A 26929-nucleotide genomic window follows, 5' to 3' on the forward strand; every position below is an offset into this window, starting at 1 on the left:
CTGGATCCAAATAAATGGCCGAGCCAGCTGAGGAGGCAACCATGGGTATTGCAAACAGGGACCTGTTCCAGGCGCTGAAGACACAGGCCACCCTGGCCCAAGCATTCGGCGCAGTACCTGGTAGCCAGGAAGAACCGCACCCCCTGAAACAGGGCGATTACATCGAGGCGTGGCACAACGGCCGCCTCTACCACCAGGGCACGGTGGTCAAGACCGTGGCGGGCACCGATCTGTTCTGGCTCAACGACCAGACAGGGACCCGGCGCCTGCTGGACATGGAATCCATGGAGATCGTGACCGTTGACGGCCCGGCTCCGGAAGCTGCATCGCGGTCACCAAAGCCGGCCCCCGCCACCGTCACTCCCATTTCCGCCTACCCGACCTTCCACGACGGCACGCAGCAGATCGCTTAGCTTTCGTTGCCCGAATCCAGGGACAGCCTGATCATGGTCCAGCTCACGGCCGGAAGCTCCGCGGTGAGGTTGCCGCCGTCGAGCTTCACGCTGACGTTCTCGGACGGCAGGACCGACGTCGAATCGTCGGCTGTCGCCTGCCAGTACGGGTCCTTGTTCGCGTAGGTCACCGCCTCTATGACCTTGCCTGCGCTTAAGCTTCCGACGGCGGCCTCCAGGGTCAGCGCGTCCGTCGCCGAACGGTTCACGGCGAAGACGACGGCCTGGTTGGCATCGGCGTCGTAGGTCGCCACGGCAGACAGGGCGCCGAAGCCGGTGGTCTTTTCGCTGTCCAGCTGCGGTGACTCGACGGCGAGATTGAGTACTGCGCCCGAGGCATGCTGGGACGTGAGGGCGAACGGGTGGAAGGTTGTCTGCTTCCACGCGCGGCCGCCGGGCTCGGTCATGATGGGCGCGATGACGTTGACCAGCTGGGCAAGGCTCGCTGAATGAACGCGATCGGTGTGGCGCAGCAGCGTGATCAAGAGATCGCCCACCACCACTGCGTCCGCCACCGTGTAACGGTCCTCCAGGAGAACCGGCGCAACCGGCCAGTCGTCACCCGTGGGCGCCTTGGACTCGTCGCGTGTCATGTGCCAGACATTCCACTCATCAAAGGAGATGTTGACCTGCTTCCCGGACTTGGTAGCGGACTTCACATGATCGATGTGGGAAACAATGTCCTTGATGAACGCTTCCATCCTGTGGCCTGCGGACAGGTGTTCCTGCAGGTCGCCGAAGTCCTCGAAGTACTGGTGCGCCGAGATCAGGTCCACCAGCTCATAGGTTTCGTTGAGGACCACGCGCTCCCATTCACCGAACGTGGGGATGTTGGGGCCGGAACTGCCGCAGGCAACCAGCTCCAGGTCCGGGTTGACCATGCGCATCGCCCGCGCGGTTTCTGCCGCCACACGGGCGTATTCCGTAGCGGTCTTGTGCCCGATCTGCCAGAAACCGTCCATCTCGTTGCCGAGGCACCACATGGTGATGTTGTGGGGTTCCACCGCGCCGTTGGCCTTGCGCTGCTCGGACAACGCCGTGCCGCCCTTGATGTTGGAGTACTCCAGCAGGTCCAGTGCTTCCTGGGTTCCACGGGTCCCGAGGTTCACGGCCATCATGGGCTCCACCCCGGCCTTCACGGACCACTTGGCGAACTCATCCACGCCCACCAGGTTGGGGTCGCTCGAGTGCCAGGCGAGGTCAAGACGCGTGGGACGGCTTTCCTTCGGGCCCACCCCGTCCTCCCAGCGGTAGCCGGAAACGAAGTTGCCGCCGGGATAGCGGACAGTTGAGACGCCGAGTTCCTTGGTCAGCTCCAGGACGTCCGTACGGAATCCGTCCTCATCAGCCTTGGGATGCTCCGGCTCGAAAATGCCGGTGTAGACACAGCGGCCCAGGTGCTCGACGAAAGCCCCGAAGGTCTTCCTCCTCACGGGGCCGATGACGAACGCGGGGTCGATGGTGATCTTGGCGGTGTTGTTCTGGGCTCCCAAAGCGAGGGTCCTTGTCTGCTGGTGTGCGGGGCGTGCGAGTCAATTTACAACGTTATAGAAACCATGCTGTCGGTGGATGGGACGGGAGTCAAGAGATTTCTTCGCACGCATAGGTCGCGGAAACAAAAACAGGCCGGAGACTCAACGTCTCCGGCCTGCAGAAGGGTGGGCCCTGTGGGGATCGAACCCACGACCCACGGATTAAAAGTCCGATGCTCTACCAACTGAGCTAAAGGCCCTCCAGCTGTTGAAACAGCCATAAATACTGTACCCCAAGGTCAAGGCAGGTAAGGAACCCGGGGTGGGGTGCGCCGTCGTGACCTTCTTTGGGCGGAAGTACGACGGCGACGCGCCGCTGACGGCGGCGTGTCGGCCCACCGGCGGCGGCAAAGTGGGTCGGGAAGCGACGGCTGCGCCCGAAACAAGCGTTACTCGACCCCACCAGAGCACAGGAGTACGGTGAACTCATGAGCGAACAGCCAGGATCACGTGCGTACGGCGGAGCAAACAGGCACCACAAACCAAAGCCCTTTGCGCCCATCGATTTCGAACCGTTTGCCGGCGGCGCGGACCCTGCGAGAGTCTCCGAGGCCGCACACCTCGCGGCCCAGGCCCTGGTGAAGCGCGGCCGGGACAGTGACGACCCCAAAGTCACGCGCAGATTGGTGAAGCTAGCCGACGAGCAGGGCCTGGATGCGATCGCCGAGATGTGGGCCGAGAGCCCCGCACGCAGCTTGCCCGGCGCGCTCTGGCGGCTGTACGCCCTTCGCGCTGCCACCATCCAGAACCCGGAGCGCATCTCCGTGTACTTCAGGGCCGGCCGGGACACGGCACAGGTTTCCAACGTGGTGGCAGGGGCGGCCGAGCCGCCTGGAGCCGAAGAAATGAAGACCATGGCGGACGCTATTTTGTCTGGTGCTTTCGACGGCGAGTTCGACGTCGCGTTGGAACGCTCGGCCGCATTCTGCCGCGTGGTGGCGCTCGGCCAGGCAACGATTGCCGACGGCGCCGAGCACACCAACGAGGGCCACGCCAGCAAGCTCACCCGAAACTCCCACCAGCTGGTGAAGACCGCCGAAGACCTCGAGCACGCGGCTAACGCATGGCGGCTGGGCGAGCTGGACTAACGCGCCCGAGGGGCGAAACGTACCCACGTCCGGCCCGGACTGTCAATGTTGACTTAGCCAGCCAGACGGGGAAAACTGAAACTGGTGTCGAACCGCGAAACCCCCGGGCTTCAACTTATAGCCGCTTCGAGCGGCCTACCGCCGAGAGGCGTATCCGGTTCGGCACCATTTTTATGCCTGAAAGCAGTTTGCCCGGACCAGCCCTGAGGCAGCCCGGGCAAAACGCGGCAGAAACTACTTCAGCGTCACCGTGGTTTCTGCGGTTTCCTTCTTGTCGTGGTCAAGGTCGCCTGCTGCGTTCTGGGGCGTCATGGTCGCCTTGATCTCGGCTTCCTTGCCCGCGGTGTAGGCGAAGTTCTCGGCAATGTTGAACGACTCACCCGGCTTCAGCACGAACGGGTCCTTCTCCTTCAGCTTGATGCCTGAGCTGGTGAGGCCATATTTCTTGAACCCGTCACTGCTGGAGTCGGACGGCATGCCGCCAAGGTACTTCCAGTCCGTGTACTTGGCGTTGGGCGTCACCAGCGAGTGACTCAGGGGGATGTCGGCCGATGACGTGTTGGTGACCACGTAGTTCACGTAGACGATCGGAGCGCCCTTCTTCAGCAGGTTCTCCTTGGTTTCCTTGTCCACGAACATGCTGTCCTTGGAAGCGACGTCCGTAGCCACCTGGAAGACGTCGACGGAGAAGCTGTCACCCTTCATGCTGCCCAGCTTCTCCCCCGCGTCCGAGATAGGGAGCGCCCAGGACGCTACTTTGTAGGAACCCGAGGAGGTGCCCTCGGAGGCAGCCGATGATGCTGCGGACGAGGCAGACGGCGAGGAGGACGAGGACGAGGAGGACGACGGCGATTCGGAACCGCCCGCCGTCGGGCCCGTCGCGGCGGGAGCGCAGGCACTCAGGGCAAGAAGCCCCGCAGCGGCCAGGCCGCTGATCTTCATAAGGTTATTGAGACGCATAGTTCCCCCATTGATTGGATTAATTAGCAGACGTCCCAAGTGTTGCATGGATGTGCGGCGGCTTGCGATGGGGAGTAGTTCCCGCAGCACTCCTGCTGACCGGTAAAGTTGGGAGCGAAACGGATCGCGTCAAGTCAAGCGGCCCGCGCCCACCCGTCCCCAGCCCGGAAGCGATATGAAGCTGCGCCTTTTCCCCCAGGAACCTGCCGGGCTCGTACTGCTGGCACAGATGGCCGGCGTCATCGTGGCCGCCACCGGGACGCTCTCCGAAATTCTTGGCGCCCCTGCCAGCGAGCACGAACGGCTCGCAGAAGAGCTCCACGAGCACGAGTCCAAGTCGCTGGACCTGCACTTCGCCCTCCTGACGCATATGCGCACCAGTTTCGTGAACCCCCTCCCCCGCGAGGACATGTACACCCTTTCCCGGCACCTCAACGAGGCCATGGAGAAGCTGGATGCCGCCGGGGACCTCGTGGCGATCTACAAGCTGGACCGGCTCCCCAAACGTGCGGCCGACCAGCTGGAGATCATCAGCCGCCAGGCCGAGCTGACGGTGGACGCCATGCGGAAACTCGAAGACCTCGACGAGCTGGAGGACTACTGGATCGAGATACTCCGCCTGGCGAAGCGTGCCGAGCGCACCCACCGCATCTGGGTAGCGGAGATGCTCAAGGACATGAAGTCGACACAGTACGCACGGCACCGGGACATCGCCAACCAGTTGGTTGAAGTAACCAAGGACATGCGGAAGGTCGCCACGCAGGTAGGCAGCATCATCGTCAAGGAATCATGACGTGACCATCGCCGTCCTGGTCCTGGTAGTTGCTTTGGCCTCGGGTTTTGCATTCCTGAACGGCTTCCGGGATGTCTCCAACGCCGTCGCGCTTTCAACGCGGACCCGAGCCCTCACGCCATCGGTCGCCGTGCTCCTGGCTGCTGTCTTCAACTTTGTGGGCGCCATGCTCAGCGGGACGTTCGTCCTGGCCTTCACGCAATCCTGGATCACGCTACCCCAGGGCACCGGAGGCCTCACCATGCTCGCCTCAGCCCTGGCGGCTTCCATACTGTGGGGAGTTTATGCGTGGTGGCGGGGCATTCCCTTGTCCTCCACGAACTCGTTGGTGGGTGGGCTCATAGGTGCGGGCGGCGCCAGCATCCTGGTGGGTGGAAACTCCCTCGGTGGCGTGGACGGCATCGTTCTCACCCAGGTGGTGCTGCCGCTGGTGCTTTCCCCGTTGATAGCTTTCGGCGCGGCGTATTTGCTGGTGTGGCCAGTGACGTGGGCCGCCCGCTACACCCAGCCGAATGTGGTGAACAGGCGCTTCCGGCGGGCCCAGGCCGTGTCCAGTGCGGCTGTCGCGTTCGGTCATGGCCTGCAGGACGGCCAGCGCACAGCAGCGGTCATTTTCCTGGCCGTTGTGGCCGCCGGGTTGTCAGGCGGTCACGAGCTACCCCTATGGATTCTGCTGCTCACGGCCGTCATGCTCACGGCGGGAACATTGCTGGGTGGCTGGAGAATCTCCCACACCCTGGGGCACAAACTGATCCGGGTGGATCCGTTACGGGGATTCGTGGCCCAGACCCTGACGTCCGTCATGCTGTTTGTGGGTGCCATTGGTTTCCAGCTGCCGCTCTCCACTACGCACACGCTCACAGCGTCCGTACTGGGCGGGGGCATCAACCAGCGGTTCCACACCGTGAACCGGCGCCTCGTTCGGAGGATCCTGATGTTCTGGGTAGCCACCCCGCTGATCACTGCGGCCGCGGCGTTCATCCTGGAACTCGCGTTCTCCCCCCTCACCCGCCTCTAGACCCAACCAAGGGACAGATGAGGGTCCACTGAGCGTTCAGTGGACCCTCATCTGTCCCCCAGTTGGGCAACAAAGAACGACGGCGGCCGTACCCCCAAGGCGACGGCCGCCGTCGTTATGTGCCGACTCCCCCATAGAAGCCGGAACCCGCAGAACCCTTATCCGAAGCGGCCGGAGACGTAGTCTTCCGTGGCCTTCTGGGACGGGTTGTTGAAGATTGAGGCGGTGTCAGCGAATTCAATGAGCTTGCCCGGCTTGCCCGTCCCCGCGATGTTGAAGAAGGCGGTCTTGTCGGACACACGGGCAGCCTGCTGCATGTTGTGGGTCACGATCACAACGGTGTACTGGTCCTTGAGCTCGTTGATGAGGTCTTCAACAGCAAGGGTGGAGATGGGGTCCAGTGCGGAGCAGGGCTCGTCCATGAGGATCACCTGGGGTTCAACGGCGATGGCACGGGCGATGCAGAGTCGCTGCTGCTGGCCACCGGAGAGGCCGGAGCCCGGCTTGTCCAGGCGGTCCTTCACTTCGTTCCACAGGTTGGCGCCCACCAAGGACTTCTCCACCAGGGCATCGGCTGCGCCCTTGGAGATCTTCTTGTTGTTCAGCTTTACACCGGCCAGCACGTTGTCGCGGATGGACATGGTGGGGAACGGGTTGGGGCGCTGGAAGACCATGCCCACCTGCGTGCGAACGGTTACGGGGTCCACGCCGGGACCGTACAGGTTGTCGCCGTCGAGCAGTACTTCGCCTTCGACGCGGGCACCCGGGAGGACCTCGTGCATGCGGTTGAGGGTGCGGAGGAAGGTGGATTTGCCGCAGCCGGACGGGCCAATGAAGGCCGTCACGGACTTGGCCTGGATGTTGATGTTGACGTCCTCGACGGCCAGGAAATTGCCGTAGTAGACGTTCAGGTCTTTGACGTCGATGCGCTTGGACATGGTGTTCCTTTGTTCCTTGGGGGTTCTGGAAGTTTTCGTGCCGGGAGTGGCGGGAGTGCCCGGCTGGCGGCTAACGGCCCGTCTTGGGAGCGAAGATGCGGGCGATAAGGCGTGCTCCGAGGTTCAGGAGCATCACCAGGATGATCAGCACCAGCGCAGCGCCCCAGGCACGCTGGTCGGACGGACCAGGGTTGGACGGCGACGTCGGGTTGAGGATCTGCGTGTAGATGAACGTGGGCAGCGAAGCCATCCAGCCGCTGAACACGTTGTTGTTGATGGTGGTGGCGAAGCCGGCGGTCACCAGGATGGGCGCGGTCTCACCGATCACGCGCGCGATCGCCAAGGTGACGCCGGAAGCGATACCGGAGATCGCCGTCGGAATGACCACCTTGGTGATGGTGCGCCACTTGCGTACGCCCAGCGCGTAGGAGGCCTCGCGGAGCTCGTTCGGGACGATCTTCAGCATTTCCTCGCTGGAGCGGACCACCACCGGGATCATCAGGACCGAAAGCGCGACGGCGGCTACCGCACCGGTCTTGGTGCCGGGGCCCACGACTGCGAAGAAGAACGCTGCCGCGAAAAGGCCGGCCACGATCGAGGGGATGCCGGTCATGACATCGACGAAGAAGGTGATGGCGCGGGCCAGCGGACGGTCGTTGCCGTATTCCACCAGGTAGATCGAGGTGAGCAGGCCGACGGGCACCGAGATGACCGTTGCAAGCAGCGTGATCTGGATGGTGCCGATCAGCGCATGGTAGATACCGCCGAGGACCTTCCCGCCCTCTTCGGCTGCCTTGTTGTCGAAAGCGCCGGTAACGCCGTTCATGGAGGTGCCGAGGAAGCCGGGGGTGATGAGTCCGGGGATGCCGTTGATGAGGACCGTGACGATCACCGAGATCAACGGCAGCAAAGCGATCAGGAAGGCACCCACAACCAGGCAGGTAGCCAGCTTGTCCTTGGCCTTGCGGGAACCTTCGACAACGCCGCTCCAGGAGACCAGGCCGACGGCGAAAAGGATGGCCGAGACAATACCCCAGCCGAAGGCGTTGAAGCCGATCAATGCGAGGATGGCCGCGCCGACAATGAGTGCGACAGCCAGGACAATGTAGGGCGCGAACTTCGGAAGTTGGCCCTTGGTGAGCGCGGAGCGCTTGCGGACTGCTGTGGCGGTCATTTAGTTGGCTCCCGAGAATTCTTTGTGCTTGGTGATGATCCAGCGGGCAATCATGTTCACGCCAAGGGTGATGACGAACAGCACCAGGCCGGCAGCGATCAAAGTGTTGACCTTCAGGCCGCTGGCTTCGGGGAAGTTCAAGGCGATCTCGGCGGCGATGGTCTGGTTGCCGGACTGGATCAGGCTGGCGGTGAGGACGCCGGAGGACAGCACCAGGGCAACGGCCATGGTCTCTCCGAGCGCACGGCCCAGGCCAAGCATGACGGCGCTGATGATGCCGGGACGGCCGAAGGGCAGCACAGCCATCTTGATCATTTCCCAGCGGGTGGCTCCCAAGGCCAACGCGGCTTCTTCGTGCAGCTTGGGGGTCTGCAGGAAGATTTCGCGGGACAGGGAGGTGATGATGGGAAGGACCATGACCGAGAGGACGATGCCTGCCGTGAGGATGGTCTTTCCGGTAGCCGAGGCCGGTCCTTGGAAGATCGGGATCCATCCGAGGTTGTTGGCCAGCCAGTCATAGGCGGGGGAGATTTCCTTGGCCAGGAAGGCCGCACCCCAGGCACCGTAGACAACGGAGGGGATGGCGGCCAGGAGGTCCACCACGTAACCGAGCCCGGCAGCGAGCCGGCGCGGGGCGTAGTGCGAGATGAACAGGGCCACCCCGATGGCCACGGGCGTGGCGATGATCAGTGCAATCACAGCGGCGATCAGCGTGCCCACCACGATCGGGGCGATGTAGGCGAAGAAGCCGTGTCCGCCCTGGATGTCCGCGGGCGGGGCGGTGAGCGCCGGGATGGCCTGCACCACGAGGAACAACGCGACCCCGAAGAGGACTGCGAGAATAAGGCACCCTGCGGCCATGGCGGCCCCGGAGAAAACCTTGTCCCCGGCGCGTCCTGCGCCTCGGGAGGTTGTCAGGGAGTTGGTGGTCACTTCACGATCCTTCAGTCTGGAGTGAACTGGTCTTGCACGGCCAAGTTCCCTGCCCCGCCGCGGCGGCGTTGGCCACCGGGGAGCGGGACAGGGAACTTCAGTGTTCAGCCGTGCTCTGGGCGCAAGCCTTAGGACTTGGCCTTGATGGTTTCGATGGCGGCCTTGGCCTTGTCCTGCAGCGTCTTGGAGAGCGGTGCGGACTTAGCGGCGTCGGCAGCGGTCTTCTGACCCTCGTCAGAAACGACGTAGGTCTCGAAGGCCTTGACCAGGTCGGCAACAGCCTTGGTCTCGTAGGTGGTGCAGACAACGTGGTACGAGACGAGCACTACCGGATAGGCACCGGATGCGGTGGTCTTGCGGTCCAGCTTGATGGCGACGTCGTTGCTGGCGCGGCCGTCAACGGGCTTGCCGGCTTCAACAGCCTTGGCAGCAGCGTCGGCGGAGATCTTCACGAACTCGTCGCCGACCTTGATGGAAGCCGTGCCCAGCTTGCCGGAGACTGCGGAGTCATCGGCGTAGGTCACGGCACCGGGGGTGTCGGTGACGGTCTTGACGACGCCGGAGGTGCCCTTGGCGTTCTCGCCCTTCAGGGAGGCGGGCCAAACGCCTGCAGCCTTGTCGGTCCAGACCTCGGGAGCGGCGGATGCGAGGTAATCGGTGAAGTTCGAGGTGGTGCCGGAGTCGTCGGAGCGGTTGACCGGGGTGACCTTGAGGTCCGGCAGGGTGACGCCGGAGTTCAGTGCTGCGATTGCGGGGTCGTTCCAGTTGGTGATCTGGCCGCGGAAGATCTTGGCAACCGTAGCGGCGTCGAGCTTCAGTTCCTTGACGTCGGGGATGTTGAAGGCGACGGCGATCGGGGAGATGTACACCGGGATGTTGATGGCACCCTCGGGGCCGCACTTGGCCTTGGAAGCTGCGAGCTCGTCGTCCTTCAGGTAGGCGTCGGAGCCGGCGAACTGTGCCGAACCGTCGATGATGGCCTTGCGGCCTGCGCCGGAGCCGTCCGGGGAGTACTGGACCGTGGCGCCCTGGTTCGCGGAGGCGAAACCGGCCTTCCAGGCGTCCATGGCTGCGCCGGTGGAGGAGGCGCCGATGCCGGTCAGGGTGCCCGTCACCTTGGTGCCGGCTCCTGCGGACTGGGTTCCGCCAGTGGTGCCGGTTGCGTTGTCAGAACCGCAAGCGGTGAGCGCGAGTGCGCCTGCTGCGATGACCGCGAGTGCCGCGTTGCGGCCGAAGCGAGTTGCCTTCACTTGGATGTGCCCCTTCCAGGGATTTCTCAGATGCGTTCCGAACGGAGATTTCGGCGTGCGCGAGCTGTGGACCGTTTTGTTCCTTTACTGAAGGTAAGGAGCGCAGGTAACGGGATCGGCGGTGGCAGGTGAACGGAAGGTGAACGACGGCGGACCATTGGGTTATGTGGCGCGTGCCACCTTGAGTGGTTCCACCGTTACGCTCGTCGTTCCTCGGCGGAAGGTGGCCGGGCAAATAGACTGAAAGGCATGGCTGCCGCTAAGGGACTGAACGCAAGCAAGAAGTTTCTGCGGGCCAGAGTGCGGACCGGTCTGGTTCGGAGCCGGAACTCCTTGACTCCGGCCATCCAAATGACCGTGTGCGCCGTGGGCGCCTACGCTTTCGCCGAATACGTCCTGGGCCACCAAGGACCCTTGTTCGCGGCGACGTCTTCCCTGATCGCATTGGGCTTCTCGCGCGATCCCCGTCTGCGCCGGGTTATAGAGGTGGGCCTCGGCTGCACACTGGGCATCGTGGTTGGCGACCTCCTGCTCCACTGGCTGGGCGCTGGAATCTGGCAGGCCGCCGTCGTCCTTCTTTTTTCCATCCTGCTGGCCAGGTTCCTCGACAGCGGGACCATCTTCACGACTCAGCTGGGTCTGCAGTCGTTGCTGGTGGTGCTGCTTCCGGCGCCGGCCGGCGGGCCGTTCACGCGTAGCCTGGACGCCGTGGTGGGTGGCATCTGTGCGCTGCTGGTGACCATCCTGGTGCCGAAGGATCCGCGCAGGGAGCCACGAAAGGACGTCCAGAAGATCCTGCACGAACTCGCCGAGGTACTGCGGGAGTGCGCCACGGCGATGATCGAAAGCGACTCGACAGCTGCCTGGCACGCGTTGATCCGCGGCCGCAACTGCCAGCCTTTGGTTGACCGCATGCGGCAGACCCTGCGGGCATCCGGCGAGGTCGCCACGCTGGCCCCCGCGCACCGCAGGCACCGCGAAGAACTCGCCAGCCTGGAACACTCCCTCGAATACATTGATCTGGCACTCCGAAACAGCCGTGTGTTCGCCCGCCGCCTCACCAGCGCCATCAACCACGCTGCGTTATCCGATGAGGCAATCGACAGTATCTCGGAGGTGCTGCAGGAGACTGCCGCCGCCATTGATGAGATGACCATTGGCCTCTCCGAGCAAAGCGAAGGCACCCGCAGGGTCCACCTCAGGCGTGCCCGGAACGACCTTTCCGACATCGCCGCCCGGCTGCATCCCAAAATGCTCGATGTCCAAAGGCTTGAGGGTGAAACCGTGGTGATGCTTTTCCGGCCGCTCATGGTTGACCTGTTGGAAGCCAGCGGGATGGAGCCGGAGGAGGCCCGGGCAGTGCTTCCGGCGTTGTAGTTTTCGCCCGCCGAGTTGGCATTTAATGACAATCCCACGGCCCGGCATTGTCATTAAATGCCAACTCGCGAGGCTCCCAGACTAGCCTCAGGACCGTTTGGCAGAATGGGCCGATGCTTTCCGCATCTTCACCACGCCTGTCAGTGCGTCCCAGGCCTGCCCCCGCCCTCCGGCTGCCCCAGCGGGTTCTGTTCCTCTGGGCGGGTGCGCTCTTCGTGGCCGGGGACGCGGTCTTCTGGTTGATGTTCGCGGCCGTTCTGTCCGCGAGTGGCCTGGCAACCCTGGACGGCGCCGTGCACACGTTCGTCGTCGACTCCCGCAGCCCGGTGGCTACAGGCTTCCTGGCCGGCGTCTCTGCGGTTACGTCGCCGACTGTGATGTCGGTGGCCGGTGGACTGGTGGCCGTGGTGTGGGCCGTGTGGAAGAGGGAGCTGTGGCGTCCGGCCATCCTGATGGGTGCCATGGTGCTCACCGTCGTCCTGGCCACCGTCATCAAACTGGAGGTCTCCAGGTCACGGCCGCCGTCGTCGGACTTCCTCCTTGGGCCGGACGATGCCCTGTCATTCCCGTCCGGCCATACGCTGGGCGCCGCAGTTTTCGTTTGGGTCCTTGCGTATCTGCTGGTCTCGCGTTCCGGGACCCGTACGACGGCGGTCCTCGCCTACGCCGGCGCTGCTTTGGTCACGCTGCTGGTCGCCTACAGCCGGCTCTACCTTGGTTACCACTGGCTCACTGACGTCGTGGCATCGATGGGCGTGGCGCTGGGCGTTTGTGGCCTGGCCGTATTCATTGACGCGGTGCGGTACGGCCGGGCTAATCCTGTCAGTCCCCCCGACTAATCTGGAACGCATGGCTTCAAAGACTTCCCGCGCATCCAAGACACCCGCCTACAAGTGTTCCGAATGTGGCTGGACGGCCATCAAGTGGGTGGGCCGATGCGGCGAATGCCAGGCGTGGGGAACCGTTGAGGAGTACGGCGCCACTGTTGCGCGTACGACGGCGGCCGCCACCGTTCTGGAGCCCGCCCGGCGTATCGCCGAGGTCGATGGGACCACCGCGGCCTTCCTGCCCACGGGAGTGGACGAGCTGGACCGCGTCCTCGGAGGAGGGCTCGTTCCGGGTGCCGTCATCCTGCTTGCGGGGGAACCCGGCGTCGGAAAATCCACGCTGCTTCTCGACGTCGCGGCCAAGTTCGCCCGAACCGGGCAGGACGTCCTGTACATCACCGGAGAAGAGTCCGCGGCGCAGGTGAAGCTGCGCGCCGAACGGATCGACGCCGTCGCCCACACCCTTTACCTGTCGGCGGAAACCGACCTGGGCCAGGCCTTGGGCCAGGTGGAGAAGCTTGAGCCGAAGCTCCTGATCGTGGACTCGGTGCAGACGCTCAGCAGCGCGGATGTTGAGGGCAGTGCGGGCGGTGTTTCGCAGGTGCGCGAGGTAGCCGCCTCCATCATTGCCGCAGCCAAGAGGCGCAATATGACCACGCTGTTGGTCGGCCACGTGACCAAGGAAGGCACCATTGCGGGACCGCGCCTGCTGGAGCACCTGGTGGATGTCGTGTGCCAGTTCGAAGGCGAGCGCCATTCGCGGCTCCGTTTGCTGAGGGCGGTCAAGAACCGTTACGGCGCCACGGACGATGTTGGCTGTTTCGACCTCAACGAGGCAGGCATTGAAGGACTCGCTGATCCCAGTGGGTTGTTCGTTTCACGCACCAGGGAGCCGGTTTCGGGAACGTGCATCACGGTAACCATGGAAGGCCGCCGGCCTCTGTTGGCTGAAGTTCAGTCGCTTTTGGCGGAGAGCCCCAATTCCCAGCCCCGACGGGCCACCAGTGGGCTGGAGAGCTCCCGCGTTGCCATGCTTCTGGCGGTCCTGCAGCAACGCGCGGGCTGCATGCTGCACAAGGATGACTCGTACGTGGCGACCGTAGGCGGGGTGAAGCTTACGGAGCCTGCCACGGACCTGGCTGTCGCGCTGGCCGTTGCTTCCGCGAAGTCCCGGAAGGCACTCCCCCAGCGCCTGATTGCCTTTGGTGAAGTGGGGCTGGCGGGAGAGGTTCGTCCGGTTCCCGGCATCAATCAGCGCATCCAGGAAGCCCACCGGCTCGGCTTCACCCACGCGATCGTTCCGGCAAGCCCCGCCGGAGCAGGAATCATCCCGGATGGCTTCTCCGTCCGCGAGGTGGGGCATCTGGCGGAGGCGTTGGAGCTCCTCATCACTTAACTCTTTCGGGGTGTCCGTCGGCATCCTGGCTCTGCTTCGGCGAAGATTGGCCCATGACCAAACGGAATGTGCTTATCGGGGGACGCTTTTTCTTTGGGCTTTTGACGTTGGTGGCGGTGGCGACTCAGCTGGCGGTCCACATCGGGCTCGGCTACGACGTCGGAAACTTCTTCAGCTACTTCACCAACCTGTCCAATATCTTTGCCGCCATCGTGCTGCTCATCAGCGGCTACAGGGTGCTGATCCGCAAACGCCCCAGTGAGGCGGACGATGTCACGCGCGGTACGGCCACCATCGCCATGGCAGTGGTGGGGTTGGTCTTCGGTGCCCTGCTTGCCGGCGAGGACCTGGGATCCATGGTCCCTTGGGTGAACTTCGTGGTGCACTACCTGATGCCCGTCGTGATGGTGGCGGACTGGTTGTTCCAACCCCCGCGGGCCACGCTTGAGCTCCGGCACATCTGGTACTGGCTGATCTACCCCATCGCCTACCTGGTCTACAGCCTGGTCCGGGGCGCCTTCGTGAACTGGTACCCCTATTGGTTCATTGATCCGGCACGCGCCGGCGGCTGGGGCGGAGTGGTGGTCTTCGCCCTGGCAATCTCCGTCGGCTTCCTGGTGGTGAGCCTGGCGATGCTCTGGCTCGGGAACAGGCTCAAGCGGCAGGTTGATTACTAGCCACTTTGAAGCACCCGGCGAACATAACGAATGACCCACTTTGGGGCTTGCTGGTGCGGTTAACGGTGCAATGAAGCCCTATCATTGAGCTTGGCGTCACAAGGCCATTTTTGGATGCGCCCGCAGACGCCGGTTTCAGCATGTTTGCGAGCCATGGCTTGCACCTTCGAAGGGAAAACCTATGGCCCGGAGCCCGGAAGAATCGCTTAAGGCGACTCTTGCCAGAGTCGCACCCGGAACTCCGTTGCGCGATGGCCTGGAACGCATCCTCCGTGGGCGCACCGGCGCACTGATTGTGTTGGGATACGACCGCACCATAGATTCCATCTGCTCGGGCGGCTTCGACATCGGCATCGACTTCTCGCCCACCCGCCTCCGTGAGCTGGCCAAAATGGACGGGGCGATCATTTGCGACAAGGATGCCAGCAACATCATCAAGGCAGCCGTCCAACTGGTGCCGGATTCCAGCATCGAAACCCAGGAATCGGGCACCCGGCACCGCACGGCCGAACGAGTCGCCATCCAGACCGGGGTCCCGGTCATCTCCGTCAGCCAGTCAATGCAGATCATCGCGCTGTACGTGAACGGGCTGAGGCACGTGTTGGAGGGCTCGGAGAAGGTCCTCGCCCGCGCCAACCAGGCCTTGGCAACGCTGGAGCGGTACAGCGCCAGGCTGGATCAGGTCACCAGTTCCCTTTCTGCCTTGGAGATCGAGGCTTTGGTGACGGTGCGGGACGTGGCCGTCACGCTGCAACGCCAGGAAATGGTCCGCCGGATCTCCGAGGAAATTGCCCAATACGTTCTTGAACTCGGCGAAGACGGCCGCCTCCTGTCTCTCCAGGTGGAAGAACTCACCGTGGGGCGCGGTCCGGGCAGTGAAGTGATCATCCGCGATTACTCCGACCCCAACGCCACCCCTGAGGACATCGAGGAAGCCGTCCAGGCACTGCTGAACCTGGGCCCCACGGAACTGATCGACCTTAGCCGCATCGCCCATATCATCGGTTTTGCCGGCGGCGTCGAGCAGTTGGACGCAGTGGTCCAGCCGCGGGGCTACCGCCTGTTGTCCGGCCTGAAGTCCGTGCCCAAGGCCGTTGCCGACCGTTTGGTGGACTACTTCGGCGGGCTGCAGAACCTGATGGCGGCCACCATTGACGACCTCATGACAGTGGACGGCATCGGCGATCAGCGCGCCCGCACGGTCCGCGAAGGCCTGAGCCGCATGGCCGAGGCCAGCCTGCTGGACCGGTTCCTCTAAAGCCGGCTGCCGCCGTCGGGGCGTTGCTGCCCAAACCGGCCACGGCCGGGCGGTCAGTTCAGCTGGAAGACAGCCTTGGGGCTGGCCTTGTTCCCCAGCCGCGCCTCGAACGTGTAGTAGGCGCCGCCCCCGCCCGGTTTGGCGTTGATCACGCCGCAGCCTTCAAGCGACCTGTTGCGTTGCCACGGAAAGTTGGCGGTTTCACTCTTGCCGGGCTGGATGGTCTTGACCAGGTCCACTCCGCCGGTCTGGCAGTCCTTGGACGAGAAAATGCGGTCCGAGCCACTCATGACCACGTATTCCATCTGGGATGTGCCTACGTTGACCTCGCAAGGGGCCGCATTGCCGTTGGTGATGGTCATGGTCAGCAGCGGCTTTTCGTCGGGACCGTAGGCTGGTTTGTCCGTTTTCGCTGCGACGGTCATGAGGTTGAAGTCGCACACCGGGGTGGGCGAGGCCGACGGCGACGCCGCCACGGACGGCGCGCTCCCCTGCGTGGGCGCTGATGTTGGCGCCGTTGTGTTGACAGCCTGGGGCTCAGGAGAACCTGCGAACAGGCCAGTCAGTGCCAGCACACCCACCACGACCAGGGCGATCACCAGCAACAGCCCTCCGAAAACGACCTGACGACGACGGCGGTACACGGCAGGGCTGGGCCGCCGCCTGTTTGCCGGGGTGCTGGAGGAGCCCCGGGCAGCGCTCTTTGCCGGCGCGGCGGAGCGCGCGCTCGGGTGCTGCTTACCGTTGGTGGCCATGCATCTAGGCTAGGCTCGTGGCCGACGGAGCACCTAACCTCCACGCCGCGAGGCAGCAATCCGGGCCTGTGTGACGTCGGCCATGAGCCGGCCTGTACCTTGGTTCCACTACAGTTGATGGCAGTATGACACTCCCCGATTCCGATGAGCTTGCCCGGCTGCACGACGCCCTGGACCGCTGGTTCGCCGGGGCTGCCCGGGACCTGCCCTGGCGCCGGCCGGACTGCACCGCGTGGGGCATCCTGGTCAGCGAAATCATGCTCCAACAGACCCCCGTGGTGAGGGTACTCCCGGTGTGGCTCGACTGGATGGAGCGGTGGCCGACGCCCGCCCACCTGGCAGCGGAAGCGTCCGGCGCGGCCGTACGTCACTGGGGACGGTTGGGGTATCCGCGCCGCGCCCTCCGGCTGCACGCGGCCGCCGTCGCCATTTGCGAAGAGCACGACGGCAAGGTTCCCGACACCTTTCCCGAGCTTCTTGGATTGCCGGGTGTCGGCAGCTACACCGCGGCCGCCGTCGCAGCTTTTGCCTACGGTCGCCGGGAAACCGTGGTGGACACCAACATCCGGCGCGTCCATGCACGGCTTGTCTCCGGGAATGCCCTGCCGGCTCCGGCGCTCACTGCTGTCGAAATGCGGCTTGCGGACGCCCTGCTGCCGGAGGACCACGCCCTTTCCGTGCGATGGAACGCCTCGGTCATGGAATTGGGAGCCATGGTCTGCACGGCCCGTAGTCCCAAGTGCGCGGAGTGTCCTGTCCGCGACAGCTGCGCCTGGCTCGCGGCCGGTGAGCCGCCGCCGTCGTACACCCCCAAGGGCCAGTCCTGGCACGGCACCGATCGCCAGGTCCGCGGTGCCGTGATGGCTGTCCTGCGCGAGGCCGCACACCCCGTCCCACGCGACATGTTCGAGCGCGCGCCCGCCGACCTCGGCTTCGAGGCGTCGGGTATCGGCATTCCCTTGGCCGCCCTGCACCGGCTCAACTCCGCACCGGAGCAGCTCGAGCGGGCCTTGGACGGCCTGCTCGCCGACGGACTGGCCGAAATGCACGACGACGGGTTGCGGCTTCCGGCGTAGCGGCGACGGGGTTGCCGTCCTACCCTGAGTCATGGGGAGAATCGGGCTGGCTTTGACCCTTGCCGGGACGGCGCTGCTATCCGCTTGCGCAGACGTGCCGGTTGCTTGTCCCGCGATCGGCCACGTAGCGGCCGTCTCGTTGACCGTCACCGCCGACTACGCGGACCAAGTGGGCTCGCTGCGGTTGAAGGCGTGCCAGGACGGAGCCTGCACCGAGAAGGACCTCATGCTGAACCCGGGTGCCGTGACGTCGGATGAGACGTGCACACCGGATGGCGTGTGCTCGGCAACCTCGTCTCCGGACGGGACCCTGCAGGGCTTCGTGGAATTGCCCACCCTCTCGGAGTCTCCGATGGAAGTGACGGTCACCGGCACGTCCAAGGCCGGTGTGGCACTGCCCGTGCGGACGGTGAGCTTTACACCCCGCGGCGCGTACCCGTACGGCGAACAGTGCGGCAAATTCATTTCCGCCGGTGTGGTGCTGGCTGCGGATGGCTTACGCCCAAACCCCTAAATTTCGCATCGTGGAAACTTGATTCCGATATTAAACACAGCAAGCCCTTGGAATTAGCATCCCGGAAACAACCCTTCCATAGCGTCTTAGGTGATCCCGGACCGTGACCCTGCACGGCCATCGCACAGATAGGCGCCACTTTGAAGATCCCTGCACCCGCCTCCGCCGTGAGCCAGGCGGCCAAGAAGCCCTTGTACAAATCCCTGTTCTTCCAGATCCTGGTGGCCGTGGTGCTGGGGATCAGCATCGGCTACCTCTGGCCCGACCTTGGTTCCGCGCTTCGCCCCTTGGGCGACGGCTTCATCCAGCTCATCAAGATGATCATCGCCCCACTGATCTTCCTGGTCATCGTCACAGGGATCTCCGCAGTGGGAGACGTCAAAGCTGTGGGCCGGGTGGGCGTGAAAGCCTTGATCTACTTCACCGCCGCCACGCTCTTCGCCCTGGCTTTCGGACTGGTGGTGGCCAACATCGTGCAGCCGGGCGCTGGCCTGAACATCGATCCCGCCACGTTGTCCGCGGATGCAGTGAATGCCAAGACCACCACCGCCCCACCCAAGGATGCGGGACAGTTCCTGCTGGGCATCATCCCTGCCAGCGTGGTGGGCGCATTCGCATCCAACTCCTTGCTTCAGGTCCTGTGTTTCGCCGTCTTCTTCGGGGCTGCAATCGTGGTGGTGGGCCGGGAAAAGTGCAAGCCGGTCATCGACGTCATGGAGACGACCCTCGAGCTCTTCTTCAAGATCATGGCCTGGGTGATGCGGGTTGCCCCGGTGGGTGCCTTCGGTGCCATGGCCTTCATCATCGGCCAGTACGGTCTCAGCTCGCTCAGCACCTACGCACTCCTGATCGCCGCATGCTACGGCTCCGCCCTGGTCTTCATCGGACTGCTGTTCGTCGTCGCCTGGGTCTACCCGCGCGTCCCTCTGTGGCAGTTCATCAAGTACTCACGCGAAGAGTTCCTGTTGGCCCTGGGCACGGCCTCCACCGAATCCGTACTGCCACGGATCATGACCAAACTGACCAACGCCGGCTGCTCCAGGGCGACCACAGGCCTGGTGGTTCCCACCGGATACTCCTTCAACCTCGACGGCGCGGCGCTCTACCTCTCCATCTCCCTGCTTTTCCTCGCCCAGGCCTTCGGCCACAACCTGGACCTCGGGCAGCAATTGGCCGCACTCGGAGTGCTGATGCTGACGTCCAAAGGCATGGCCGGCGTGCCAGGCTCCGCCTTCCTTGCCCTGTCCGCCACGGCAGGAGCGCTGGGCATCTTCCCCGTCGCCGGGGTTGCACTGCTCCTCGGAGCGGACCGGCTCATGGACTCCATGCGCGTCGTGGTGAACCTGCTCGGCAACTGTGTAGCCACGTTTGTGGTGGCGAAATGGGAAGGCCAGTTCGACCGGGAGGCGATGCTTGCAGCCTTCGAGGGCAAAGTTGCGGCCTCGCCCGTCCCCGCAGCAGTTGCCGTCTCCTGATGAATGTGGGAACGGGCGGCCCTGTGCCCCATGGCCGCCCGTTCCGGCTCAGTCGATCCGCTGGCGGCCCAGGCGGGCGTAGATGTCGGGGCGCTTGGTCCGCAGGAAGAAGGCATAGACGATGCCGCCGAAGAAGAGCGCGAACGTGAAGGTCATGAAGATCAGGGTCAGGACCGCCGAACCGCCGATCAGTTCCGGGTAGTTGGCGATGGCCAGGTACGTGATGGCTCCAAGGAACAAAACACTGATGATGGGTGCGACGATGGTCTTCCACACCGATTCCGGCGCGAAGCCACGGCGGCGGATGAAGTAGACCAGGACGGCGAAGCTCGTGATGAACATCAGGAGCAGCACGGCAAAGGTGCCACTTCCGCTGGCGATGGGATACAGCGCCTCCGGTGCAACGCCCAGGACCGCAAAGAGTACGGTCGCCGCAGCCCAAATGATGCCCACAGCCAACGCCGAGACGTACGGCGACTTGTGCTTCGGGTGGACCCTGCCCAGGAACCTGGGAAGAGCGTGATCCGAGGCAAGGGCAAAACTGTACCTGGCAGCGATGTTCTGGATGGACAGCATGCAGGCCAGGACGGACGTGATGAGCAGGATGACGGCGACGTCCGCGAAAATTCGTCCCACGAGGCCCACGAGCGCGTCATTGAAGAGGTTCACCGTGTTGCTCGAAGCCTCGGCCTGGATTTTGTCCGCACCAAAGAATGCGATGAAGGCCCACGCTGCCACTGCGTAGAAGATGCCGATGCCCACGACGGCAAGATAGGTGGCCCGGGAGATGGTCTTGTCCGGGTTCTTGACCTCGTCCCGGTAGATCACGGTTGCCTCGAATCCGAAGAAGTTGCCCACTGCGAAAAGGAGTGCCAGTCCCAGGGTTGCGTCGGTGATCGACGGGAGGGCAAGTCCTGCGCCCTGCACTGCTTCCAGTCCGTTTGTGGAGAAGGACACCACATCGAACACAACGATCACCGCCACTTCCAGCAGCATGACAAGGGTCAGCAGCTTGGCCGATAGATCAATTCGGTTGTAGGCCAGCAGCGTAGTGACAGCGGTAATGGCCAGCGCGTACCAATACCAGGGGATGTCAGGCCCGCCCAGGGTGTTGACCACGAAGCCCTGGAGCGTCACGCCAAAGAAGGACGGCGCGAAGAAGCCGATGAAAATGTAGCCGAACAGCGCAAGGAAGGCACCTCCCAGGCCTGCGGGTTTGCCGAGCCCTGCGGTGACAAAGGAGTAGAAGCCACCAGGGCCTTGGACGCTGCGGCTCATCTTCACGAAACCGACGGAGAAGATCAGGAGCATGAGCGTGACCAGCAGGTAGATGGCCGGCGCTGTCTGCCCGCTGAACATCAGCAGGACCGGAAGGGTGCCCGCTACCGTGGCCAAGGGCGAAGAGAAGGCGAGCACGTTCATCACAAGCTCGCCCACTCCCATATTGCCGCTGAGCCGGTTCTCCTGGGTGTGACGCGACACCTTTGGTGCGTCAAGGGTGGTGTTATTCATGTAATCCTCATCACTGAATATTGAGTTCCATATCACAGTAGCGACGGGTTAAGGAGGGGCGTTGTGCCATGTTGGGACAGTGCCGACTACGTACCGACGCGGCTTCCGGTACTGACTTCGAGCAAGGAACGGGACAGGGCCACCCCATGGTCCGCCAGGCTTTCCAACTGGGCAGCCGCGCCGTCCCAGCCGGACCAATGGGGAGCGCCGTCGAGCAGCGTAAAAATGGCCTGGATGGTTTGGTGGGATACCGCCAGCCCCATCTCCTCCGCTGCGGCCGCATACATCTGCTCGTGCAGGCGCTGCCACAGGGACAACTCATGACGCAGGCCTTCCCCCAGGAAACCAGCCACCCTGTCCGAGGCAACCAGCAGGTTCCAGAGCTCCGCCTCGGGCCTGCTCACCTGCTGGATCACATGGAAGCGGACAAGGGCCGCCCACGAGTCACCCGCGCAGGGAATATGCTGAACGGCTTCCAGAAGCTCGCGGGCGAATCCATGGGTAAACCAAAGGAGCGACTCGGCCACAATCTGGTCCTTGCCCTGGGGAAAACTGGAGTAGAGGCTCGGCGCCTTTAGTCCCAACTCGCGGCCGAGCGTACGCATGCTCACCGAGTTGTAACCGTTGGTGGCAGCCAACCGAAGGAAAGCCAGGAGGATCCTCTTCCGGGCGTGCGTCTGGGCGGACCAGTCGCGTCTCGACAGGAATTCCAGGACAGCAGCGTTCGCCTGCTCACGCGGAGATGGACTCATTTCATCCTCAAAGGGCGGTAATAGAATGAGTCTAACTAACAGTCGTTAGCTTTAGAACACCGGAGCCACACCGAATCGCCTCGCCCAATGAGGCAATCGGCAAAACGCTCCCCTACCCGGCCTACTACGAGGTCGTCCGTGTAGCCGTCGCAGCTTGTGAGAGTGACGCCAAGGGCAGAGAGTATGAGGGAACCCTGGGGCACGGTCTTAACGCGCCTCCCTGCGTAGCCCATCTGATGCCAGTGACTCCCCCACGGCACCTCGATCAAGGCAGAGGCTGCAGGCGCCGCGAATGACCTGACCGTGTGCTTGGTCCGGCACAGGCGCCTGATCAACGTCCGCGGCGGCATGTCCAGAAGCAGGCACGCCGTCGCCAGGTCCGGCCCCGCGGAACCGCCGAAGTCGACCGGAATGATGAGGGTTGAGGGCGGGTCCCCCGGTGCTGGCCCTACCGGGGACGCGGTTGCCATCCCTCCCGATTCACGACTGTCCAACTCTGCCTCTTGGAACGAAGGAAGCGGCCGCAGCGCCTGAACACAGTGCCAGGGAACAAGCGCTACGGACCGCAGACTATGGGTGTCAGGAGCCAGGCGTTGGCCAGGGCGAGGCATCGCTGGTATCGCGGCCTTCTGCCATGTCCTGAAGGAGACGGTGAACGAGTTTCCCCGAGCGCTTCAGTTGAAGGTCGGTCCGTTCGCCGAGATCGGTTTCGTTGAAGTGTGCCGATGCCCGAAGCCACTCGACATGCCGTCCGTGTGCGAGCTTCTTGTTCATCATCGAGATCAACTCTCAAATAGGTGGGTTATTGGGCTACTTCCAGCATCCGTCCCGGCGCCGCGGCCTAACCGTGTCAGTTTGGGACACGGTTGGGACACCCTCCGGACGCGGTCTGCATCGGCCGAAATCAGCCAATGCTGATGCCCGCAGCGACGATGAAAACACCGCTCGCAGCAACCAGGAAGGCCGCGGCTCCCACGGGAACCGCATGGACGCCCCGAAAGCTGGCCGCGGCCCGGGCTTCACGGGACGATCCAGCGAAATGCCCGCCCGCCAAGCGCAATCCGGCCGCCACGAGGATGAAGAAAATGCCGACGTACACCACTTAGTCCTCCGTCCATCGGGCATTCAGCGAGTCCAAGGCAATCGCCAGGTGTTTGCTGGAGCGATCGGGGTCAATCTGCGAAACCTGCATGGCACAGCTGAACCCGTCGGTGAGCACGAGCCCGTCACACCTGTCCAGCGCCGGCACAATGGAATGCTCGGCTACCTTCATGGACATGTCGAAGTGCTCCGCCTCAAAGCCAAAGTTTCCAGCCACTCCACAGCACGACGACGATTCCACGACGTTCGGCACTCCCCACGCCTCCAGGACCCGTTTCTGGGCACCCGAACCAAACACGGCGTGTTCGTGGCAGTGCGTTTGCAGGACAGCGGTTTCGGGCGGAACCGCTGACGGCTTCCAGCCACGCTTGATCGCTTCGTCGATCGCCACGGAAAACGAGCGGACCCGGGCGGCGACGCGCGCGGCAGCTGCACCGCCCACCATTTTTGGACCTTCGTCGCGGATGGCCGCCGCGCAACTGGGCTCCAACACCACAATGTCCCGGTCCGTGCCGTCGTCGAGCCTGCTGATCAGCCTGGCCAGCCGCCGTCGGGCACCGTCGCGCTGACCGGTGGAAATCCACGTCAGTCCGCAGCAGGCGTCCGGCGTGCACCCTACAGAACGACCAGAGTCGCGCAGCACCCGGGCTGCGGCGGGGACCACCTCGGGCCGGAACGCGCGGGTGAAGCTGTCAATGAACAGGAGAATATCCGCGTTGTCCGCGAATTGGGCTTCCCGGACCCGCCGCCGTATGCGAGCCGCCAGCGCGAAATCCGGGAGCCGTCGTCGTGCGCTGACGCCCAGCTTTTCGCCCACCCAACGGAGCGGACGGAAGCCGGTCCCCGCGTTGGCGAGGGGTGCGATGCGCGTCAACAGCGGCAGCCACCGCGGCAGCCAACCGATCGAATAATGGGTGAAGGGCCGGATCTTGCCGCGGTAGTGCTCATCCACCAATTCCGACTTGGCCTCCGCGATATCCACCCCCGTGGGGCAGTCAGCCGAGCAGGCCTTGCAGGATAGGCACAGATCCAGGGCTTCCCGCACCTCGGGGCTGGACCAGCCGCCGTGGCTCGTGCCTTTGGTCCGGGTAAGTTCCTGCAGGATCCTCGCCCTGCCCCGCGTCGAGTCCTTCTCGTCCTTCGTGGCGCGGTAGCTGGGACACATGAAACCACCGGTGGTCGCCCGGCAGCGGCCCACACCGATGCACGCGTGGGTATTCCCAACGAACGGGCTCGCCACCGGGAGCAGGCTCCGGTTTCCGGAAGAAGGCACGACGGCGGTACCCGGCACCGCGGCCGCCTCGCCGTGGGCGGGGCCCGGCAGGGGCACGTCCTCAAGGGCCAGGGAGGCAGCGAAGCGCTCGGGATCCACGATGATTCCCGGATTCAGGATTCCGGCAGGATCCCAGAGGTGTTTGAACGCCCTGAAGATGCCCACCATGGCGGGCGAATACATCACGTCCAGCAGTTCGCTGCGTGCCCGGCCGTCCCCGTGTTCCCCGGAAAGGGAGCCGCCGTGAGCCACAACGAGGGCCGCTGCTTCGCGGGTGAAGTTCTCAAAGGACTCCCGGCCAGCATCGCTTCGGAGGTCATAATCCAGGCGCATGTGCACGCAGCCCGCACCAAAATGCCCGTACATGAAGGCGGTGTAGCCGTACTTCTCCACGAGGGGCAGCAGTTCCGCGAGGTAGTCCGCCAAGCGCTCGGGAGCGACGGCGGAATCCTCCCAGCCGGGCCAGGTCTGGACACCGTCGATCCTGCGTGAGGAAAGCCCGGCGCCGTCTTCGCGGACCCGCCACAGCTTGGCCCGCTCTCCCGGCTCGGTGACGATCGCGTGGTCCACCACGCGGTCGTCAGCTTTGAGTTTCTCCAGCAGCCGGTCGCAGTCAGCGGCGGCTTGTTCCATGGTGTCCGCCGGGAACTCGACCATCAGGAACGCCTTGCCCTGCGGAAGGGAGTCCACGCTGGCGGCACCCCGGCGGTGGCGCATGATGTCCACAATCGAGGCATCCAGGCCTTCGATGGCGCTTGGCTTGGCCGCAAGGATGGTCATCACATCACGGGCCGAATCGATGGTGTTCGCGTAGCCGAGGCACAGGAGTGCCGTGGTCCGGGGCTTCGGCACCAATCCCACCTTGGCCCGGACCACCAGCGCGCACGTGCCTTCGCTTCCTGCCAGGGCGGCCGCCACATCCAGGCCGTTCTCGGGCAGGAGGTGTCCCAGGTGGTAGCCGGAGACCTGCCGGGGAATGTTTCCCAGCTCAACCCGGAGCGGGGCCAGGTTGGCTTGGGCCAACTCCTTCAGGGCCGCCAACAGTTCCGCGGCCCGGGCAACTGAGTGCTGGTCACCCGCGTCCACGGCCCGGAGGAAGTCGCGTCCCGCATGCAGGTGGGCTCCGTCCGCCGTCACCAGTTGTATTTCCTGCACGTGCTGGGTCATTCGTCCGTAGGCCACCGAGTGGTTTCCGCAGGCGTCGTTGCCGATGGAGCCGCCAATGGTGGCCCGGGTCATGGACGAAGGGTCCGGGGCGAAGGTCAGCTCCCCGCCGCTCGCCTTCTCGACGTAGGAGCGCAGTTCGCCGAGGACGACGCCGGCGTCCGCCCAGACCGCCGCCGCGCCGCCGTCGAGCTCTCCCACGGAGGTCAAGCGGCGCGAAAGGTCGATAACCAAGGACTGGCCGATTGCGTTGCCTGCCATGGACGTCCCGCCGCCACGCGCGGTAACCGGGACGCCTAGCGTGGAACAGGCGCTCAACACCTTCCTGACGTCCTTGACGTTCGCGGGGAAGGCGACGGCGGCGGGCCGGACACGGTAGTTGGAAGCATCGTAGGAGTACTCGGAGAGCCGTCGCGGGGAGTCATCCACCTCGATGCCTTGTCCGCGCAGGGCGGCAAGCAACTGCTCTACTTTCGTGTCTCTGTCGTCACCATGGGGCATGTTGGCCGTCTCCAATTCGTAGTGGTCCGCTGGAAGTTTAGGCAGGCCCGCCCCCTGCTGGAATGTGCCAAAACAGAACGGGCACAGCGGAGGGATCCGCTGTGCCCGTTTTTGGGTCTGGAAGAGGCTACTTCAGGAACTCGGACAGGTTGTCCTTGGTGATGAGCGTGAACGGCAGGGTGTAGCGGTTGTCCACGTTTCCGCCGTTCAGGAAGTCGGTGACCACTTCAACAGCTTTGACGCCCTGGCCCGCTGAGTCCTGGCGGACGGTGGCGGACATGGTGCCACCCTTGATGTCCTGCAGCGCCGGCTCGGTGCCGTCGACGCCTACCACGGCCTTGAACTCGGCAGTGCGGCCGGCGTCGGCAATGGCGGAGGCGGCACCGATGGCCATCTCATCGTTGTTGGCAACGACCGCGTCGATCTGGCCGGACGGGAAGCGCTGCAGGGTGTCCTCCATGTTGCGCTTGGCGTCATCGCGGCTGCCCTTGGCCTGGAATTCGGCCACGATCTTGAAGTTCTTGTTGATGGTCTTGTCGAAGCCGTTCTTACGGCGATCGGTCCACGAGGCGCCGTAGATGCCGGCTGCGAACACGAGGTTTCCGCCGTTGGGCATCAGTTTGTTGAGGTATTCGGCCTGCATCTGGCCGGCCACCGTGTCATCCACGCCGATGTAGCTCTTGTAGCCAACATCCGAGCCCTCAGCGAACTCTGTGGACAGGATGAACAGGGGGATATTGGCCGCAATGACCCGCTTGGCCGCGTTCTGGCTGGCATCGCCATCCAGGGGCTGCATGATCACGGCATCCACTTGGCGGGTGAGGAGGTCCTCAACCTGGTTCAGTTCGCTGCCAACGTCCTTCTTGGAGTCGGTGATGTTGAGCTTGACGCCCTTTTCATCGGCCGTCTTCTTCATGGCGTCGGTCATGTGGGCCAGGTCCGGGTCCTGCAGGTCAAGGACCACAACGCCGATGTTGTAGGTCTTGGCCGCCCCGCCGCTGCTGGTCGCGTTGCTGCTTCCCGCGCAGCCGGTAAGGGTGAGTGCCCCCGCTGCCATCATGGCGACCGCCGCGGCGATCTTACGTCGCATACCCATGGTTGTTCCTTTCAGTGGTTTTGTCTGTGCGTTGGGA

General features: G+C 64.0%; 25 protein-coding genes and 1 tRNA gene. 12 read left to right on the plus strand and 14 right to left on the minus strand.

What is annotated here, in order from left to right; all coding sequences use genetic code 11:
• Positions 1 to 41 precede the first annotated feature (41 nt).
• Positions 42 to 413, plus strand: coding sequence for a hypothetical protein (locus FDP28_RS18795; protein ID WP_144663127.1), 372 nt, complete (start codon positions 42 to 44; stop codon positions 411 to 413).
• Here the strand turns inward: FDP28_RS18795 and arfA are convergent.
• Both arfA and FDP28_RS18805 read right to left on the minus strand, forming a co-directional pair.
• Positions 410 to 1945: an arabinosylfuranosidase ArfA gene (arfA, locus tag FDP28_RS18800; RefSeq protein ID WP_144663128.1), complete on the minus strand. Its 1536-nt coding sequence runs from the start codon at positions 1943 to 1945 to the stop codon at positions 410 to 412. The genes FDP28_RS18795 and arfA overlap by 4 nt on opposite strands.
• A gap of 166 nt (positions 1946 to 2111) precedes the next feature.
• A tRNA-Lys gene (locus FDP28_RS18805) sits at positions 2112 to 2184 on the minus strand.
• 228 nt (positions 2185 to 2412) lie between these two features.
• On the opposite strand from FDP28_RS18805, the gene FDP28_RS18810 reads away from it, so the two are divergent.
• Positions 2413 to 3072 carry a hypothetical protein gene (locus FDP28_RS18810; RefSeq protein WP_144663129.1) on the plus strand — a complete coding sequence of 220 codons (660 nt, stop codon included), beginning with the start codon at positions 2413 to 2415 and terminating at the stop codon, positions 3070 to 3072.
• A gap of 234 nt (positions 3073 to 3306) precedes the next feature.
• Here the strand turns inward: FDP28_RS18810 and FDP28_RS18815 are convergent, their stop codons facing one another.
• Positions 3307 to 4032: a hypothetical protein gene (locus tag FDP28_RS18815; protein WP_144663130.1), complete on the minus strand. Its 726-nt coding sequence runs from the start codon at positions 4030 to 4032 to the stop codon at positions 3307 to 3309.
• 175 nt (positions 4033 to 4207) lie between these two features.
• Between FDP28_RS18815 and FDP28_RS18820 the strand changes: the two genes are divergently transcribed.
• Both FDP28_RS18820 and FDP28_RS18825 read left to right on the plus strand, forming a co-directional pair.
• Complete coding sequence (locus FDP28_RS18820; RefSeq protein WP_144663131.1) at positions 4208 to 4825, plus strand: DUF47 domain-containing protein; 618 nt, start codon at positions 4208 to 4210, stop codon at positions 4823 to 4825.
• A gap of 1 nt (position 4826) precedes the next feature.
• Positions 4827 to 5843, plus strand: coding sequence for an inorganic phosphate transporter (locus tag FDP28_RS18825; RefSeq protein WP_144663132.1), 1017 nt, complete (start codon positions 4827 to 4829; stop codon positions 5841 to 5843).
• Between the two features lie 158 nt (positions 5844 to 6001).
• Here FDP28_RS18825 and pstB read toward each other — a convergent pair whose 3' ends face one another.
• The 4 genes from pstB to pstS form a co-directional block, all read right to left on the minus strand.
• Entirely contained in the window at positions 6002 to 6781 is a 780-nt protein-coding gene (pstB, locus tag FDP28_RS18830; protein ID WP_144663133.1) for a phosphate ABC transporter ATP-binding protein PstB, read from the minus strand.
• Positions 6782 to 6851: 70 nt separating this feature from the next.
• The gene (gene pstA / locus FDP28_RS18835; RefSeq protein WP_144663134.1) at positions 6852 to 7955 is read right to left on the minus strand and encodes a phosphate ABC transporter permease PstA; all 1104 of its coding nucleotides are present in this window, start codon (positions 7953 to 7955) and stop codon (positions 6852 to 6854) included.
• Complete coding sequence (gene pstC / locus FDP28_RS18840) at positions 7956 to 8888, minus strand: phosphate ABC transporter permease subunit PstC (protein ID WP_144663135.1); 933 nt, start codon at positions 8886 to 8888, stop codon at positions 7956 to 7958.
• A gap of 128 nt (positions 8889 to 9016) precedes the next feature.
• Positions 9017 to 10138 (minus strand): phosphate ABC transporter substrate-binding protein PstS, encoded by a 1122-nt coding sequence (pstS, locus tag FDP28_RS18845; RefSeq protein ID WP_144663136.1) that lies wholly within the window; start codon positions 10136 to 10138, stop codon positions 9017 to 9019.
• A 249-nt stretch (positions 10139 to 10387) separates the two neighbouring features.
• Here pstS and FDP28_RS18850 point away from each other — a divergent pair, with 249 nt between their 5' ends.
• The 5 genes from FDP28_RS18850 (at position 10388) to disA (ending at position 15673) form a co-directional block, all read left to right on the plus strand.
• Positions 10388 to 11515, plus strand: coding sequence for an FUSC family protein (locus FDP28_RS18850; protein ID WP_144663137.1), 1128 nt, complete (start codon positions 10388 to 10390; stop codon positions 11513 to 11515).
• Positions 11516 to 11628: 113 nt separating this feature from the next.
• Entirely contained in the window at positions 11629 to 12354 is a 726-nt protein-coding gene (locus tag FDP28_RS18855; RefSeq protein WP_144663138.1) for a phosphatase PAP2 family protein, read from the plus strand.
• 10 nt (positions 12355 to 12364) lie between these two features.
• A complete protein-coding gene (gene radA, locus FDP28_RS18860; RefSeq protein WP_144663139.1) occupies positions 12365 to 13738 on the plus strand; it encodes a DNA repair protein RadA in 1374 nt (457 codons plus the stop codon).
• A 53-nt stretch (positions 13739 to 13791) separates the two neighbouring features.
• On the plus strand, positions 13792 to 14415 hold the full coding sequence (locus FDP28_RS18865) for a Pr6Pr family membrane protein (protein ID WP_144663140.1): 624 nt from the start codon (positions 13792 to 13794) through the stop codon (positions 14413 to 14415).
• 181 nt (positions 14416 to 14596) lie between these two features.
• On the plus strand, positions 14597 to 15673 hold the full coding sequence (gene disA, locus FDP28_RS18870; protein WP_144663141.1) for a DNA integrity scanning diadenylate cyclase DisA: 1077 nt from the start codon (positions 14597 to 14599) through the stop codon (positions 15671 to 15673).
• A gap of 53 nt (positions 15674 to 15726) precedes the next feature.
• Here disA and FDP28_RS18875 read toward each other — a convergent pair whose 3' ends face one another.
• Positions 15727 to 16428: a hypothetical protein gene (locus tag FDP28_RS18875; RefSeq protein WP_144663142.1), complete on the minus strand. Its 702-nt coding sequence runs from the start codon at positions 16426 to 16428 to the stop codon at positions 15727 to 15729.
• Between the two features lie 125 nt (positions 16429 to 16553).
• On the opposite strand from FDP28_RS18875, the gene FDP28_RS18880 reads away from it, so the two are divergent.
• The 3 genes from FDP28_RS18880 to FDP28_RS18890 all read left to right on the plus strand — a co-directional run bounded on the left by FDP28_RS18880 (position 16554) and on the right by FDP28_RS18890 (position 19493).
• On the plus strand, positions 16554 to 17504 hold the full coding sequence (locus FDP28_RS18880) for an HhH-GPD family protein (protein ID WP_144663143.1): 951 nt from the start codon (positions 16554 to 16556) through the stop codon (positions 17502 to 17504).
• 31 nt (positions 17505 to 17535) lie between these two features.
• Positions 17536 to 18018 carry a hypothetical protein gene (locus tag FDP28_RS18885; RefSeq protein WP_144663144.1) on the plus strand — a complete coding sequence of 161 codons (483 nt, stop codon included), beginning with the start codon at positions 17536 to 17538 and terminating at the stop codon, positions 18016 to 18018.
• Positions 18019 to 18158: 140 nt separating this feature from the next.
• Complete coding sequence (locus tag FDP28_RS18890; RefSeq protein WP_144663145.1) at positions 18159 to 19493, plus strand: cation:dicarboxylate symporter family transporter; 1335 nt, start codon at positions 18159 to 18161, stop codon at positions 19491 to 19493.
• Positions 19494 to 19541: 48 nt separating this feature from the next.
• Here FDP28_RS18890 and FDP28_RS18895 read toward each other — a convergent pair whose 3' ends face one another.
• The 6 genes from FDP28_RS18895 to FDP28_RS18920 all read right to left on the minus strand — a co-directional run bounded on the left by FDP28_RS18895 (position 19542) and on the right by FDP28_RS18920 (position 26892).
• Positions 19542 to 21005: an APC family permease gene (locus tag FDP28_RS18895; RefSeq protein WP_144663146.1), complete on the minus strand. Its 1464-nt coding sequence runs from the start codon at positions 21003 to 21005 to the stop codon at positions 19542 to 19544.
• Positions 21006 to 21091: 86 nt separating this feature from the next.
• Positions 21092 to 21757 carry a TetR/AcrR family transcriptional regulator gene (locus tag FDP28_RS18900; protein ID WP_144663147.1) on the minus strand — a complete coding sequence of 222 codons (666 nt, stop codon included), beginning with the start codon at positions 21755 to 21757 and terminating at the stop codon, positions 21092 to 21094.
• Between the two features lie 579 nt (positions 21758 to 22336).
• Positions 22337 to 22534: a hypothetical protein gene (locus FDP28_RS18905; protein ID WP_144663148.1), complete on the minus strand. Its 198-nt coding sequence runs from the start codon at positions 22532 to 22534 to the stop codon at positions 22337 to 22339.
• 127 nt (positions 22535 to 22661) lie between these two features.
• On the minus strand, positions 22662 to 22856 hold the full coding sequence (locus FDP28_RS18910) for a hypothetical protein (RefSeq protein WP_260842538.1): 195 nt from the start codon (positions 22854 to 22856) through the stop codon (positions 22662 to 22664).
• A 3-nt stretch (positions 22857 to 22859) separates the two neighbouring features.
• Complete coding sequence (locus tag FDP28_RS18915; RefSeq protein WP_186313716.1) at positions 22860 to 25796, minus strand: FAD-binding and (Fe-S)-binding domain-containing protein; 2937 nt, start codon at positions 25794 to 25796, stop codon at positions 22860 to 22862.
• A gap of 127 nt (positions 25797 to 25923) precedes the next feature.
• Positions 25924 to 26892, minus strand: coding sequence for a sugar ABC transporter substrate-binding protein (locus tag FDP28_RS18920; protein WP_144663151.1), 969 nt, complete (start codon positions 26890 to 26892; stop codon positions 25924 to 25926).
• Between the last annotated feature and the right edge of the window lie 37 nt (positions 26893 to 26929).

This window comes from Paenarthrobacter nicotinovorans, assembly GCF_007670255.1.
Taxonomy (GTDB): Bacteria; Actinomycetota; Actinomycetes; order Actinomycetales; family Micrococcaceae; genus Arthrobacter; species Arthrobacter nicotinovorans_B.